General features: G+C 40.0%; 15 protein-coding genes and 2 tRNA genes. 1 reads left to right on the top strand and 16 read right to left on the bottom strand.

Annotated features, from left to right (window positions below; all coding sequences use genetic code 11):
* Positions 1-18 precede the first annotated feature (18 nt).
* A complete protein-coding gene (locus I592_RS03645; RefSeq protein WP_010781572.1) occupies positions 19-4,260 on the bottom strand; it encodes a 2-hydroxyacyl-CoA dehydratase in 4,242 nt (1,413 codons plus the stop codon).
* Between the two features lie 177 nt (positions 4,261-4,437).
* Between I592_RS03645 and I592_RS03640 the strand changes: the two genes are divergently transcribed.
* Positions 4,438-5,046, top strand: coding sequence for a TetR/AcrR family transcriptional regulator (locus I592_RS03640; protein ID WP_010781573.1), 609 nt, complete (start codon positions 4,438-4,440; stop codon positions 5,044-5,046).
* Between the two features lie 51 nt (positions 5,047-5,097).
* On the opposite strand, the gene I592_RS21575 is transcribed toward I592_RS03640, so the two are convergent.
* From I592_RS21575 to I592_RS03575, 15 genes are all read right to left on the bottom strand, one after another.
* Positions 5,098-5,268, bottom strand: coding sequence for a hypothetical protein (locus tag I592_RS21575; RefSeq protein ID WP_010781574.1), 171 nt, complete (start codon positions 5,266-5,268; stop codon positions 5,098-5,100).
* A gap of 330 nt (positions 5,269-5,598) precedes the next feature.
* Positions 5,599-5,670: transfer RNA gene (locus tag I592_RS03635), tRNA-Gln, on the bottom strand.
* 1 nt (position 5,671) lies between these two features.
* Positions 5,672-5,755, bottom strand: a tRNA-Tyr gene (locus I592_RS03630).
* An 81-nt stretch (positions 5,756-5,836) separates the two neighbouring features.
* Entirely contained in the window at positions 5,837-6,067 is a 231-nt protein-coding gene (locus I592_RS03625) for a DUF2969 domain-containing protein (RefSeq protein WP_010781575.1), read from the bottom strand.
* A 76-nt stretch (positions 6,068-6,143) separates the two neighbouring features.
* Positions 6,144-6,788: a CBS and ACT domain-containing protein gene (locus tag I592_RS03620; RefSeq protein WP_010781576.1), complete on the bottom strand. Its 645-nt coding sequence runs from the start codon at positions 6,786-6,788 to the stop codon at positions 6,144-6,146.
* Positions 6,789-6,791: 3 nt separating this feature from the next.
* The gene (locus I592_RS03615; RefSeq protein ID WP_010781577.1) at positions 6,792-7,493 is read right to left on the bottom strand and encodes an ABC transporter ATP-binding protein; all 702 of its coding nucleotides are present in this window, start codon (positions 7,491-7,493) and stop codon (positions 6,792-6,794) included.
* A complete protein-coding gene (locus I592_RS03610; RefSeq protein ID WP_010781578.1) occupies positions 7,493-8,269 on the bottom strand; it encodes an ABC transporter ATP-binding protein in 777 nt (258 codons plus the stop codon). The genes I592_RS03615 and I592_RS03610 overlap by 1 nt, the downstream gene beginning before the upstream one ends.
* On the bottom strand, positions 8,250-9,224 hold the full coding sequence (locus I592_RS03605; protein ID WP_010781579.1) for a branched-chain amino acid ABC transporter permease: 975 nt from the start codon (positions 9,222-9,224) through the stop codon (positions 8,250-8,252). The genes I592_RS03610 and I592_RS03605 overlap by 20 nt, the downstream gene beginning before the upstream one ends.
* Positions 9,225-9,233: 9 nt before the next feature.
* Positions 9,234-10,112, bottom strand: a complete 879-nt coding sequence (locus I592_RS03600; protein ID WP_010781580.1) for a branched-chain amino acid ABC transporter permease — start codon at positions 10,110-10,112, stop codon at positions 9,234-9,236.
* Positions 10,113-10,186: 74 nt separating this feature from the next.
* Positions 10,187-11,350: an ABC transporter substrate-binding protein gene (locus I592_RS03595; protein WP_010781581.1), complete on the bottom strand. Its 1,164-nt coding sequence runs from the start codon at positions 11,348-11,350 to the stop codon at positions 10,187-10,189.
* 435 nt (positions 11,351-11,785) lie between these two features.
* Entirely contained in the window at positions 11,786-12,073 is a 288-nt protein-coding gene (gene yidD / locus I592_RS03590) for a membrane protein insertion efficiency factor YidD (RefSeq protein WP_174293653.1), read from the bottom strand.
* Between the two features lie 157 nt (positions 12,074-12,230).
* Positions 12,231-12,407, bottom strand: coding sequence for a DNA-directed RNA polymerase subunit beta (locus I592_RS20905; protein WP_010781583.1), 177 nt, complete (start codon positions 12,405-12,407; stop codon positions 12,231-12,233).
* Positions 12,408-12,418: 11 nt separating this feature from the next.
* Positions 12,419-13,720: a UDP-N-acetylglucosamine 1-carboxyvinyltransferase gene (murA, locus tag I592_RS03585; protein WP_010781584.1), complete on the bottom strand. Its 1,302-nt coding sequence runs from the start codon at positions 13,718-13,720 to the stop codon at positions 12,419-12,421.
* A 45-nt stretch (positions 13,721-13,765) separates the two neighbouring features.
* The gene (locus I592_RS03580; RefSeq protein ID WP_010781585.1) at positions 13,766-13,999 is read right to left on the bottom strand and encodes a DUF1146 family protein; all 234 of its coding nucleotides are present in this window, start codon (positions 13,997-13,999) and stop codon (positions 13,766-13,768) included.
* 370 nt (positions 14,000-14,369) lie between these two features.
* Entirely contained in the window at positions 14,370-14,804 is a 435-nt protein-coding gene (locus I592_RS03575) for a F0F1 ATP synthase subunit epsilon (protein WP_010781586.1), read from the bottom strand.
* Between the last annotated feature and the right edge of the window lie 12 nt (positions 14,805-14,816).

Raw genomic sequence — 14,816 nt, 5'->3', positions numbered from 1 at the left:
ATTGGTCTACTCTTTCAGTTAACTTTTGATTTCTTCTTTTAATTGCTTATTCGCTGTCGCCATCATTAATCGAATACGATTTAACTGGTTAACAATGGAAACTCCAGGATCATAATCAATGGCAGCAATATTAGATTTTGGATATTGATGACGCAATTCTTTAATCACGCCTTTGCCCACAACATGGTTAGGCAAGCAGCCAAATGGTTGCATACAGACAATGTTATTGACACCTGTCTTCAATAGGTCAATCATTTCGCCCGTTAAGAACCAGCCTTCACCAGTATGATTACCAATCGAAAGAATCTTGCTCGCATCCTCGGCTAATTGATAAATCGAATGGATTCCCGTAAAACGTTCAGACGCACGTAACGCTTTATCCATCGGTTTTTCCACCACTTCGATCAATTTAATTGCCATTTCAGCTAAGTTTTTATTTTTCTTCGGCATCCCCATATTGTCGTATTTCCAAATTTGATTGTACAAGGAATAATTCATGAAGCCTATCAAGTCTGGCACGACTGCCTCAGCGCCCTCTGCTTCCAGTAAACGAACGATATCGTTATTGGCTGTTGGTGAATACTTCACTAAAATTTCACCGACGACACCAACCTTTGGCTTCACTTCATTTGAAATAGGTACCGTATCAAAATCTTTAATGATTTTTTTCATGTTACGGTTGAAAATTGTTAATGAGCCGTTTCGAACATTGCTTTCAACCTTCTTAAGCCATTCTTCATGCAGCGCATCAATCTGACCTTTTTTCAATTCATAGGGACGCGTTCTGTAAACAACACGTTCGAATAAATCTCCATATAGAATTGCTACGACGATTCGTTTCAACATAGGCAAGGTATATTTGAATCCAGGATTGCTTTCTACCCCCTTATTTCCGAGGGATACAGAAACAACCGGAACCTGTGGGAAGCCTGCATCGTTCAAAGCTTTCCTCAATAGTGGAATATAGTTTGTTGCACGACACCCGCCACCCGTTTGGCTCATCATGACACTCGTATTGTCTAAATCGTAGTTGCCGCTCTGCAATGCTTCCACTAATTGTCCAATCGAGATGATCGCTGGGTAACAAGAATCATTATTAACGAATTTCAGTCCTACATTGACAGCTTCTCTATCCATCGCCGGTAGACACACGACATTGTAGCCAGAAGCTTCCAAAGCAATATCAAACAACCCGGATTGATGAATCGGACTAAGCATTGGTAATAATAACGTGTGCTTTTTGCGCATTTCTTTTGTAAAGACGATTTTTTCAGGTTCTTCAAAGCGTTTTACTGGTTCAAAATGTGATTTTTCTCTTTCATTCACTGCAGCCTTCAGAGAGCGTAAACGAATTCTGATCGCACCTAAGTTAGAGCCTTCATCGATCTTCAAGACGGTGTAAATTTTACCGTATTGCTCCATGATCTCTTCTACTTGGTCCGTCGTCACCGCATCCAGTCCACATCCGAATGAATTTAATTGAACGAGTTCCAGGTTTTTTGATTTTGCAACGACACGTGCTGCTGCGTACAAACGAGAATGATAGACCCATTGATTGACGACTCGCAAATTACCAACATCGCTCAAATGAGACACGCTGTCTTCTGTAAGTACATGGAACCCTTCTTGGGTAATCACTTCGGCAATTCCGTGATTGATTTCAGGATCTAAATGATACGGACGTCCAGAAAGAACCACGCCGCGCTCCCCTTTTTGGTTGAGCATTAACAGTGTTTCTTCACCTTTTTTCCGAATATCGTCCTTGAAGGCTTCCAATTCTTCGTAGGCATGATGCAAGGCTTTGGTGATCTCCTCCTGAGAAATACCCAGATCTTGGAAACAGCGACCCAAAACAGCAGCCACAGAGGCTTCATTCGCTAAGTTTAAATAAGGATTTCGATAATCGACTTTGCCGTCGCGAATATCATCTACATTGTTGCGAATGACATCCGGATAACTTTGGACGATTGGGCAATTAAAATGATTGTCTGCTTCCTTCGATTCTTGTCGTTCAAAAACAACCCCCGGATAGAAAATCATCGGTACGCCGCTGTCGATCAATGCTTGAATATGTCCATGCGCGATCTTCGCTGGGTAACATGCAGTATCACTAGGAATTGTCTCCATCCCTTGTTCATACAATTCTTTGTTAGAACGCGGCGACAATTTCACACGGAACCCTAAATCGCTAAAGAACGTATGCCACAACGGATAATTTTCATACATGTTCAAGACACGTGGAATCCCAATTTCACCACGTACTGCTTCTTTTTTTCGTAATGGACGGTATTTGAATAAACGGCGATATTTATAGTCTACTAGATTCACTTTTTTATCTTCACGCTTGACTTTGATCCGCGCGCCACGTTCACAACGATTTCCTGTGATAAATTGTCTTCCGTCAGAGAACAATGTCACGGTCAGCATACAGTTGTTCTCGCATAGTCCGCAGTGAGTAAATTCTTTTTCAGCAGTAAAGCTGTCGATCTCTGCTAATGAAAGTGTCTCGGTACGTTCACCGACCTCATAATTTTCTAAAGCGATCAACGCTGCTCCGAAAGCGCCCATTAAGCCCGCAATGGATGGACGAACAACTTCACGTCCAGTTACCATTTCAAACGCTCTTAATACCGCTTCGTTATAAAAAGTTCCTCCCTGACAGACGATCTTTTCACCCAATTCCTCTGGACGACGTACTTTGATTACTTTGTAAATAGCATTCTTGATAACAGAATAAGAAAGTCCTGCAGAAATATCGCCAACAGAGGCACCTTCTTTTTGAACCTGTTTCACTTTTGAATTCATAAAAACGGTACAACGAGAGCCTAGATCTACAGGTGCTTTTGATTTTAAGGCGGCTTTCGCGAAATCTTCGACATTATAATTCAACGATTTCGCAAAGGTTTCAATAAACGAGCCGCAGCCAGATGAACAAGCTTCATTTAATTGGATCGAAGAAAGCGCGCCGTCTTTGATGGTCATTGCCTTCATATCCTGACCGCCAATATCTAAAATGAAATCGACTCCTGGCTGGAAATGATTAGCCGCTTTGTAATGAGCCATCGTTTCAACTTCACCGATATCCACTTTCAAAGCATTCTTGATCAATTGTTCACCATAGCCTGTTACCGCTGCTTTTCCAATAAAAACATTCTCTGGTAATTTCGTATATAGATCTTTCAAGACCGTCATCGTTGTTTCTAATGGTTGCCCTTGGTTATTACCATAAAAGGAATACATCATGTTGCCGTTGTCATCAATCAGGGCAACTTTCGTAGTAGTTGAACCAGCATCTATTCCTAAAAATGCCACTCCTTCATGCTCAGACAGACTTTTTTCTTTCGCTTGCGCCTGTCCATGACGCATCCGAAACTCAGCTAAGTCTGCTTCGTCTTTGAACAATGGCTCTAATGTATCAGACGGAGATAAATGCCCTTCCTCCGCTGTCGTCAACCGATGCAATAACGCTTCTAAAGATGTTGCCTCTGCTTCCTCCGAATAAAAGGCTGCACCCATCGCTACAAAAAGTTGTGGATTTTCAGGGAAGATCACATTTTCTGGCGCGATGTTCAATGTCTCGATGAAACGTTGGCGCAATTCAGACATAAAGAATAGCGGACCGCCAAGAAACGCAATATTACCTTTTATTTTCCGGCCTGCTGCTAATCCGGCAATGGTTTGATTAACTACCGCTTGAAAAATACTCGCCGCGATATCCTCTTTGGCTGCTCCTTCATTGATTAAAGGCTGCACATCTGTTTTCGCAAATACCCCGCAACGAGAAGCAATTGGATAGATTGTCTTATAATTTTTTGCTAATTCATTGACCCCGTTTGCATCCGTCTTCAGCAAAACTGCCATCTGATCGATAAACGCGCCCGTCCCTCCAGCACAGCTTCCGTTCATGCGCTGCTCCAATGCGCCTTCGAAAAAGGTGATCTTCGCGTCTTCTCCACCTAATTCAATCGCTACATCCGTTTCAGGAATAACTTCTTCAACAGTACGAGTACACGCGATGACTTCCTGTACAAAAGGAATCGCCAAAACATCTGCCAGCCCCATGCCGCCAGATCCGGTAATACTCATTGTCATTTCTTGATTGCCAATCACTGATTCTGCTTCACGCAACACACGCTCTGTGGCAGCTTTCACATCTGAAAAATGACGTTCGTACTTTGCAAACAGACTTTCATTTTGTTCATTCAAAATGACCAACTTGACGGTTGTAGAGCCAACATCAATCCCCGCTCGTAATGTCATAATTATTCCTACCTTCCATTTTTAACAACACATGTTGATTAACTTACAAAGTGTTTGTTATACTACTCACGTATATTCTAAAAAGATTTTGAATGTTATGCAATACTCAAAACCATTTCATTCGTGTGATAAGCAACAGTCCAGCTTTATTTGTTGGAAAAATGAAAGGAAATTCCTATGGCAAAAAAAATAGACCTCCGAGTTAAGCGAACAAACAAAATGATAATGGAAGCTTTTATTCATTTAGTAGAATTAAAAGGTTTCGATAATATTACTATTCAAGAGATTGCAGACGAAGCAATGATCAATCGTGCGACATTTTACGCTCATTTTAAAGACAAACAAGACCTGTACGATTTTATTTTTAAACAAGCCGTCGATGCTTTTGCATCTGTTCTAGATCCTGATCAAATTGTCCAAGGGAATCGATTGAAGGTTCGCAAAGTAGAAATGGTGTTAAAAAATATTTATGAACAGATTCAAGACAATCGAAAATTCTTTTTGACAATCATGGATGCTTCAGGCAATGAAATTCTGCGAAAAAAAATTGCAGAAATCTTGGATGTTAAGTATGCCCATATTTTTAATCGCTTAAAAATAACCGAAAACGATATTGAAGTTCCATTAGATTTTATCATTGAGTATATGACTTCGATTTTCGTCGGCACTTTGCATTGGTGGATCACCAGTGATACCACTATGAGCGCAGACAGTCTCTCTAAGTTAGTCGTCAAGCTTGTGGGAAATGGGCATTTAACCATCTTAGGTATTGAAATCGATCATTAAACTTAAAAAGAGGCATCCAGATAATAATTCTGGACGCCTCTTTTCGTTTTATTAATGGTTTTTCGCTTTCCATTTAATTGTATGGCGCGTTGGACGGGCCGTTCTTACGCGGGGTACTTGTCCTTTTTCTTTCGTTACTTCTAGCGAATTGTCTTTGATTGTACTATAAACCTTTGCCACAGTATCTGTAAGCATCTCTTTGATCTCTTCTACTTTATTCATCCTAATGAACCCCTTTCTACTAAAAAATATTCCTATCTCCCTTCTAAATGTAGCGTAAATGATAGAAGGCTTCAAGCAAGAGAACTTTTTTTCTTCGAGATTTCTAAAATATCGCAGTAAGAAATTTTTTTAATCATTTATTATTGTAGGAATGTCATCGATCTGCACTCGTAAAATATTCGAGATCCTTTTATCTGCTTTTGTTATTCAATCATTCGCTGTCAAAATAAATCTACAGGTTTCAATCTTAAAAAATTATTTGAATGAATTGTTGTTTTATCTTTCGATAAAACACAAAAAAACGAGCTGCCTATGCAACTCGTTGAACAACTGGGGTAGCTGGATTCGAACCAACGCATGAGGGAGTCAAAGTCCCTTGCCTTACCGCTTGGCTATACCCCAATGGTGGAGGAGAGTGGATTCGAACCACTGAACCCTAAGGAACGGATTTACAGTCCGTCGCGTTTAGCCACTTCGCTACTCCTCCAGCTAGGTTTTTATTATTTAAAAACCCGACTCAGTTATAATACCTAATCTTCAAAAAAAATGCAAGTATTTTTTTCAAAAATTATTCATGTAAATTCCAGTTACGGATCAAGGCTTCGACCCCATCGTCCAGAGTCTTAAAACTCCCTAGTAAATGCCCGTCATTGTAGGCTTGAAAATTTTTATTGTCGGGAATAATTTCACCGATTGTTTTTTTTCCTATTACTAATTGCGTAACTGTTTCTTTTTTTCCTTCAATCAAACGATCTTCTTCTTTGAGTTGAACTTGAATATCTTTGTTCTTTTTAGACATAGCTTTCCCTCCGTCTTTGACTAGTTTATCATACCACAAAAGAAAAGGACAACCGAGTGATCAGTTGTCCTTAAAATTACACTTGCGTCGTTGCTGCTCGTACGACTTCATAACCATTGTCAGTCAGAAGCTGTTTGATTTCTTCTACTTGTTTACTGGCTAATTGGATTTCTAAAATCGTTGCAGTTGATTGATGATCGACGATGACCGTCAAAATGCTAAAGTCATGATCTGCTAAGATTTTTGCTACTCTAGCAAGTACGCCTTTTTTATCCTCTAAAATCTTTAGCTGAATCCGCGTACCACCTTCATGATAACCCGTCAGTTTCAAAAAGGCATCGAAAATATCGTTATTGGTGATGATTCCAACCAATTGCTCTTTTTCTAATACGGGTAACACATTGATTTTATTTTGGCGCATTAAATAAATTGCGTCTTCCAGTTCTGCATTTGGAGAGATCGTCTTTACATCCTTGATCATTACATCTGCTACAACTGTTTTGTTCAATAAATAATTGACTTCGTGGACGCTCAAGCTTGTCGCTTTTGATGGCAACGCTTCTTGAATCGTCCCTTCTGTGACCAGGCCTGCTACCTGCCCGTTATCAATGACTGGTAAGCGATGAATATCATGCTTTTTCATCAAATCAACCGCATCGAAAATTTTAGTATCTGGTGTTACTGTCACCAGTTTTTCTGTCATAAAATCTTTTACACTCATGTTTTATCCCCCTAGATAAGCTTTCTTCACTTCTTCACTTTCTAGCAATTCTTGACCTGTTCCAGACAGTACGACTTTCCCAGTTTCTAACACATAGCCGCGATCAGCAATTGAAAGAGCCATTTTGGCATTTTGTTCAATTAACAAAACCGTAGTCCCTTGCTTTTGAATTTCTTGAATGATATTAAAAATCTCTTGGATGAAGATCGGTGCTAAGCCCATTGAAGGCTCATCTAGCAATAGCAAACGTGGTTTAGACATCAGCGCTCTTCCCATCGCCAGCATCTGCTGCTCTCCACCTGACAGGGTTGAGGCATCTTGACTCAAACGTTCCTTTAAAATCGGAAACTTTTCGTAGACGTGGTCGTAATCTTTTTGAAGGTCGCCGTCTTTTCGTAAGTACGCGCCCATCTCTAAGTTCTCTAAAACGGTTAATCCTGGAAATACGTGGCGCCCTTCAGGAACTTGAGAGATCCCCTGCGCAACGATCCTTCTTGGAGCTTTCTTTTGAATCGGTGTCCCTTCGAAAGTGATCGTTCCTTTAGACGGCTGATTCAATCCTGAGATCGTCCGTAAAATCGTCGTTTTGCCGGCACCGTTGGCTCCAATCAATGACACGATTTCTCCTTGATTCACTTCAAAGCTGACATCGCGTACCGCCTGAATCATGCCATAATGAACAGAAAGATTTTCAATTTTCAGCATTATAGCTCACCTCCAAGATACGCTTTAATGACTTCTGGGTTGTTTTTGATTTCATCAGGGTCACCCTCAGCTAAAATGCGTCCATATTCTAATACATAAATTCGTTCACACACATCCATAACTAAACTCATGTCATGCTCGATCAATAAAATAGTAATTTCGAATTCCTTTTGAATTTTTCGGATAAGCAACGTCAATGCTGCTGTTTCTTGAGGATTCATTCCGGCTGCCGGCTCATCTAAAAACAAGATTTTTGGTTTTGTCGCCAATGCTCGCACGATCTCTAATCGACGTTGTTCCCCATAAGGCAAGTTACGGGCTAGATTTTCAGCTTTATCTTGCAAATCAAAAATGGCTAATAATTTCAGTGCTTCTTCTTTTAGTCGTTCTTCCTTGTCATAAAAGGCTGGCAAACGAAGTACACTTGAGACAAAACTTTCTTTATTTTTACTATTCATCGCAATCAATACGTTGTCGAGAACCGTTAAATCTTTAAATAAGCGAATATTTTGAAAGGTTCGACTCAATCCTAAATCAGCGATCGCATAGGGCTTTTGTCCATTCAAACGATGGGTTTTCCCCTCTGCTTCTAATAGAACATCCCCTTCGCTGGGTTCATAGACGCCGGTGATCAAATTGAATAGTGTCGTTTTTCCAGCACCATTGGGGCCTATCAAACCGACTAATTGATTTTCTTCTAATGCGATATTGACATTGGAGACCGCCGCCAACCCGCCAAAGTTTTTCGTTAAATCTTTAATTTCCAACAGAGGCATTTTGGTCATCTCCCTTTTTAAACTTATCAATGATTTTTTTCACGGATAATTCTTTCGTACCTAACAATCCGCCCGGCTTAAAGATCATCAAGATGATTAAAGCCAACGCGTAAATGATCATTCGTAAAGTTCCGAAGTCTTGCAAATACATATTGATAATCCCTAAAAGAATCGCTGCGATAAAAGTACCCGTCACACTGCCGATCCCTCCTAATACAACTAAAATCAATATATCGACTGATTTTGTGAAGGCGAAATCTTTAGGTGCGATAGATTGCAAATAGCCTGCATATAATGAGCCTGCGATACTTGCTGTCATCGCTCCAAAAGCGAATGCCATAACTTTATATTTAGTCGTATTCACACCCATTGCTTCGGCAGCTATCTCATCTTCACGTATAGCCATTGTCGCACGACCCGCACCAGAGCGAATATAATTGACAATAAGAAGCGTAGTGATCGCCATGAATCCATAAACCATTTGCCAATCAACAAAAGGCTCGATCCCAAACAATCCTGAAGGGCCATTCGTGATATCTTTAAAATTGATCAATAGTATCCGAATGATTTCAGCAACACCTAATGTCGCGATCGCTAAATAGTCGCCACTTAATCGAAGGGTTGGAATCCCAACTGCTACAGCGACGATTCCAGCTAAAATGACACCCACCGCCATTCCTAAGAAAAATCCTCCGTAGGTCGGCATACTCATAGAAACGAGTGCTGCCCCATATGCGCCAATTGCCATAAATCCGGCATGACCTAAAGAGAACTGCCCGGAAAAGCCAATAATCAAATTCAAGCCAACTGCCAGAATGACGTTGATCCCAATTTGAACGAGAATATTATCTAAGAATAAATTGACCATACCAGCAGAGTAAGCCACGTACAGTGCTACGTAACCCAAGACGATCAAAGCTAGCCAAATCAAATTGTATGTTAAATTCTTTTTCATTTGATCCACCTACACTTTCTCTTTCACATGTTTGCCTAAAATACCGGCAGGACGAACTAATAAAATCAAAATCAACACCGCGTAAACCACCGCATCTTTAAAATCAGAGAATCCTAATGCCGTTGTCAGTGTTTCAATCAACCCAATCACAAAGCCGCCTATAGCTGCACCAGGAATGATCCCGATACCGCCTAACACTGCCGCGATAAAGGATTTCAGTCCGGGAATGTATCCCATCATTGGATCAATCGAGTTATAATAGAGACCGATCATCATCCCGCCTGCCGCAGCAAGGGCTGAACCCAAAGCAAAGGTAAAAGAAATTGTTCGATTGACATCAATTCCCATTAATTGGGCGGCGTCCGTATCCACACTTACTGCGCGCATCGCTTTTCCCATCTTGGTTCTTTGGACGATCAGATTCAATGCGATCATCAAAAATAGGGACAAGCCTAAAATCAATAATTGAATATTTGAGACCCGTAAGAAGCCTAAATTGTAGACCTGCAATTTAATTACTTGTGGGAATGGTCGTGTTGTTGAACTGAAAAAGTAAATCATCGTATTTTGCAATAAGTACGATACCCCAATTGCTGTAATTAGAGCCGCGATCCGTGTAGAATTTCTTAACGGTCGATAGGCTAAAAATTCAATCGCTACCCCTAATATCGCACTTCCCGCCATTGATAAAACAAGTGCTGGGAAAAAGCCCATATTGAATTGATTGATCAGAAAATAGCCGATAAATGAACCAATCATGTAGATTTCACCATGTGCGAAGTTAATCAATTTAATAATTCCATAAACCATCGTATAACCTAATGCCATCAGTGCGTAAACACTTCCCAGAAAAAGCCCATTGACGATTTGCTGTATAAATACTTCCATCTTTATCACATCACTTTTCTAAAAAATAAAGGCAAGACAAGCCTGCTTGTCTTGCCTTGCCTGCTTCCGATTTCTTATTGATTTACGGTTTCAGCAGAAGATTCTTTTCCATCTGTTAGTCCAAGTACAACTAATGGTTTCACAGGATTGTGGTCCTTATCCATGGAGATCTTACCAGTAACACCTTCAAAGTCTTTCAATCCAGCTAATCCTTTTTGAATCGCTTCTGGTGTCGCTTTGCCTTCATCTTCGATTGCTTGTTTGATCATGTAAACAGAATCATAAGCCAATGCGTTGAATGAAGATGGTTGTCTGCCATATTTTTCTTCAAAAGCTTTTACAAATGGTTCAACTTTATCTGTTGCTGGTGCTTTTGTTGAGAAATGACCTGTGTAATAGACGTTTTTAACGTTGCTGGCGCCTGCTGTCTCAACAAGCTTCTCATCACCAAAACCATCTGCACCGATGATTGGTTGTTCGATACCCATTTCACGCGCTTGCTTGATGATCAAGCCAGCCTCTGTGTAGTAGCCAGGAACATAGATAACGTTAAAGTCTTTGTCTTTGATCTTCGTCAGCATCGCTTGGAAATCTTTATCGTTCGCTGCAAAATTCTCTTCGGCTACGATTTTACCTTTATAAGTATCCTTAAAGGCTTTTGTCAATCCAATCGCGTAGTCGCTTGAGTTATCTCCCAAAATTACTGCTTTATCAGCTTTCAAATTGTCTTCTGCATATTTCGCTAAGATGACCCCTTGAGAACTATCTTGGAAACACGCACGATAGATATACTCTTGTACTTTTCCTTTTTGAACAGTAATGGCATCATCTGTTCCTGAAGGTGTGATCGCAGGTACTTTTGCTTTTGTTAAGTTCGGCAATGTTGCTTTTGTCGCGCCTGATGTTGCTGGTCCAACAATCGCTACAACTTCATCCTTTGTGGTCAAGTTGGCCGCTACTGAAGCTGCTTCATTATTGTCTGACTTATTGTCTTTAGAAACGTATTCGATTTTCTTTCCATCAATGCCGCCGTCTTTATTGATTTCTTCGACTGCTAATTTGACACCCTCATTTTCTGCTTCACCATAAGCAGCTACTGCTCCTGATAATTCGAAGTTCCCACCAATTTTGATCGTCTTCGCATCCTCACTGCTGCTGTTATCGTTAGCTTTAGGCGACCCGCATGCGCCAAATAAAAACAACCCTGCTGCCAATGCCGCTACTGTTCTTTTTTTCATCCTGTTACCCCCTAATAAAATAATGATAATTCGTTAAGATAATAAAGAATATATAGGAAAAAACTCTCACTGTCAATTAAATTTTCTGAATATTTTAATAATTCAGCAATTCGCAAACAATTTATAGCGCTTACAATACTATAACACACTTATTAGATAACTAAAAAAAGTCCTTCTAACTTTAGACCAGTTAGAAAGACTCCTATAAAATAACGCCTAGTATTAGTGATATAAACTCTTTTTCAATCAGATTTTTTCACTTGTTACTCTCGATTTTTGAGTTTCACTTTTTATTCATCCTTCAGAACACTCATTCATAATCAGCTTCTAAGTCTATTTATGAAAAAAGCATTGTTAAAACTTAGATTTTGTAAAGCTTCGCCCCTTTAAAAATGGTATCCTCTTAAATTTGCGGCATTCTCTTTACGATCCTTTTTATTCTCTCGCTTGTTTTCTTTGCATTGAATAATCCGGTTCTTCACGATCGATTGTGTTTTTCCGTAATGTGAAACGAATAGGTACATAATCCAGCCCAGCTTTAGCAAAAGGATGGCAGCGCAAGATTCGAGCCGTCCCCATCAAAACTCCTTTAGGCGCCCCATGAACTTGAATTGCCTTAATCATATAGCTAGAGCAAGAAGGATAATACCGACAAGAAGGCTGCTTCAGCGGAGATATGAACCGTTGATAGCCACGGACGAGTCCGATCAATCCTTTACCTATAAAACTCATATGTTCACCTCAACATTTCTGTTCCATACATGAATAGTTATTGTAAATCTTTCGCTGATAAACTGCAAAAAGTTGAATCAAAAAAGGATTGCACCCAGTATCGGAGCAACCCTCTTAGTTCAACTCTAACTTGTCATTGTTCACACGGTTAGTGAACAAATTCCAAAATATGCCGCCATACGCCAGGCATCAATACTTTAAAAGGGTTGCCGCCGCCCATTGCTCCGTAGCCGATCATACTGCCTACGACAAATAATAGGACCCCCGCAAGTAAAATAGCGACGATTCGAATCAAGCTACGTAAAATGTGTTCACCTGAACTCATACACCCACTCCTTAAGCTAAGACAGCTGTTGCGTTAGTCGGTTTCTTACTTTCATTATCTACCCGTTCAACATCTGCACCTAATAGTTGCAGTTTTGTATGGAATTGGTAATATCCACGATCCAAATATTTCAAGTTACGTACTCGGGTAATGCCATTTGCACGCAGACCAGCTAAAACAAGGGCTGCTGCTGCACGTAAATCTGTCGCATAAACTTCCGCACCTTGTAACTCTGTTCCACCTTTAATCAATGCTACATTATTGTCAATTTTGACCTGAGCATTCATACGTTGCATTTCTTCTAAATGTTGGAATCGATTTTCAAAAACAGTTTCCGTCGTGGTGCTGACACCATCAGCGACCAATTGGATCGCAGTCATTTGAGCCTGCATATCTGTTGGGAAGCCAGGGTGAGGCATCGTTTTAATATCTGTTGCTTTAAGCACTTTAGGACCAATCACACGCAATCCGTCGTTTTCTTCAGTAATCTTAACACCCATCTCGATCAATTTAGAGATCAAAGGGCGATTGTGTTCAGGAATTGCGCCATCGACCAATACATTGCCTTGAGTCATCGCAGCAGCAACCATGAATGTTCCAGCTTCAATACGATCTTGTACGATTGGGTGAGAGACCGCATGAAGATGATCTACCCCTTCAATACGCATTGTTTCTGTACCAGCACCGTGGATGCTCGCACCCATCTTATTCAAGAAGTTGGCAAGATCAACGATTTCAGGTTCGCGAGCAACGTTTTCGATCACAGTCGTTCCTTTTGCTTTTACAGCCGCCATCATAATATTTTGTGTTGCGCCTACACTTGGAAAGTCTAAATAGATCGTATCTCCAACTAGTTCATCAGCGATTGCTTCAATATAGCCATTTTTTTGGATGATTTTTGCACCTAGCGCTTGGAAACCTTTTAAATGCAAATCAATTGGGCGTTTACCAATCGCACATCCACCTGGCATCGCAACTTTCGCATGTCCATTTCGAGCCAATAACGGTCCCATCACAACGATCGATGCCCGCATTTTACTTACATATTCATAAGGTGCTTCCACATTTAATTGACGTGTTGCATCTACAGTAATTTCTTTTTTATCTTCGTTAAAAACGACGTCCGTATTCAAATAACGAATCACTTGATTCATGGTAAAAACATCAGATAAAATCGGAACATTACTTAATGTGGATGTTCCTTCCTCAGCTAATAAAGTCGCAGCTAAAATTGGCAGTACCGCATTTTTTGCTCCTTCAATATGTACTGTTCCATTTAATTGTTTGCCACCACGAACGATGATCTCTTCCATTGTATTCCCTCCAAAAAAGCTAATCGATTGCCTCATATATGTACCTTAACTAAATGTCAAAAATATATTTTTACATAAAAGAATGATTTCTAAAAAAAACGTACTACAAGCAAATCCCAGCGCAATAGCTAACATCAGAATTGCAAGACGAACCTGAGTTTCTTTAAATGATTTAAACAGATTCTCTATGCGCAAAGATCTTAATGACCAAAAAGCCAAATAAATAAAAGAAAAATGCGACACGATCCGAACGATTGCATCAATTCCAAATATTTGCATTATTCGTTTCCTTTCAAAAAAAATCAACAGTTGGATTATATCACAGATTTATATAAAGAAGAACACTTTGCTCACTCAAAGAGCTGTATAGAAACTTTTAAAAAACTTAATATTTGTTCTTCACAAAAAATCTATCTTCCTTATTCTAAAAAGGTCTTTTAAAAAAATTTCCCTATAAAAATTGCGCATTCTTTAGAGAATATCTTCTTCTCTGCGATAAAAAAATAAAAAGTCATTGTTTTCCCTATCTCTCAATATTCTAAAATTCGATAAAAAAATAAAATGTTTATAGAAAAAGGTTGAATCGATGGTATCGATTCAACCTTATAAAGGTCAGTGCATCAAAATGCTTCCTATGATGCCTCCATTTTTAACGATGTTTTGACACTTTAATTCGATTCATAGCACGATGCAAAGCAACTTCGGCACGACTTAATTGATCCGTGTCTTCCTTTTCACGCGCTTCTTGAATCCGCGCTTCCGCACGTTGTTTTGCTCTTTCAGCACGGGAAACGTCGATGTCGCGTTCACGTTCAGCCGTGTCCGCAATGATTGTGAGGACATTGTCCCGAACTTCCATGATCCCGCCGTTCACTGCAATCCAGTCTACATGTGTATCTGAATCTGTTCGACGAATACGAACTTCATCAATCGCAAGAGGCGCAATGATCGGTGCATGATTTGGTAAAATACCAATTTCACCAGCGACCGTTTTAGCAACGACGATGGTTGCGTTATGATCATAGACATTGCCATCTGGAGTAACAACGTTCACTTGAAGAACTTTGTCTTTTTCTTGTTCCATCGGGCACCTCTT

The organism is Enterococcus gilvus ATCC BAA-350, from assembly GCF_000407545.1.
Taxonomy (GTDB): Bacteria; Bacillota; Bacilli; order Lactobacillales; family Enterococcaceae; genus Enterococcus_A; species Enterococcus_A gilvus.
The sequence above is the reverse complement of the archived record's forward strand: the minus strand, read 5'-3'. Positions and strand labels throughout refer to the sequence as shown.

Excerpts from the sequence above, each read along its gene's own strand:
- I592_RS03610 (WP_010781578.1), bottom strand. The coding sequence starts at position 8,269 with ATGCCTCTGTTGGAAATTAAAGATTTAACGAAAAACTTTGGCGGGTTG.
- I592_RS03615 (WP_010781577.1), bottom strand. The coding sequence starts at position 7,493 with ATGCTGAAAATTGAAAATCTTTCTGTTCATTATGGCATGATTCAGGCG.
- I592_RS03595 (WP_010781581.1), bottom strand. The coding sequence starts at position 11,350 with ATGAAAAAAAGAACAGTAGCGGCATTGGCAGCAGGGTTGTTTTTATTT.
- I592_RS03620 (WP_010781576.1), bottom strand. The coding sequence starts at position 6,788 with ATGAGTGTAAAAGATTTTATGACAGAAAAACTGGTGACAGTAACACCA.
- I592_RS20905 (WP_010781583.1), bottom strand. The coding sequence starts at position 12,407 with ATGAGTTCAGGTGAACACATTTTACGTAGCTTGATTCGAATCGTCGCT.
- I592_RS03600 (WP_010781580.1), bottom strand. The coding sequence starts at position 10,112 with ATGGAAGTATTTATACAGCAAATCGTCAATGGGCTTTTTCTGGGAAGT.
- I592_RS03575 (WP_010781586.1), bottom strand. The coding sequence starts at position 14,804 with ATGGAACAAGAAAAAGACAAAGTTCTTCAAGTGAACGTTGTTACTCCA.
- I592_RS03645 (WP_010781572.1), bottom strand. The coding sequence starts at position 4,260 with ATGACATTACGAGCGGGGATTGATGTTGGCTCTACAACCGTCAAGTTG.
- I592_RS03640 (WP_010781573.1), top strand. The coding sequence starts at position 4,438 with ATGGCAAAAAAAATAGACCTCCGAGTTAAGCGAACAAACAAAATGATA.
- I592_RS03605 (WP_010781579.1), bottom strand. The coding sequence starts at position 9,224 with ATGAAAAAGAATTTAACATACAATTTGATTTGGCTAGCTTTGATCGTC.
- murA (WP_010781584.1), bottom strand. The coding sequence starts at position 13,720 with ATGGAAGAGATCATCGTTCGTGGTGGCAAACAATTAAATGGAACAGTA.
- I592_RS03625 (WP_010781575.1), bottom strand. The coding sequence starts at position 6,067 with ATGTCTAAAAAGAACAAAGATATTCAAGTTCAACTCAAAGAAGAAGAT.
- I592_RS03580 (WP_010781585.1), bottom strand. The coding sequence starts at position 13,999 with ATGCAAATATTTGGAATTGATGCAATCGTTCGGATCGTGTCGCATTTT.
- I592_RS21575 (WP_010781574.1), bottom strand. The coding sequence starts at position 5,268 with ATGAATAAAGTAGAAGAGATCAAAGAGATGCTTACAGATACTGTGGCA.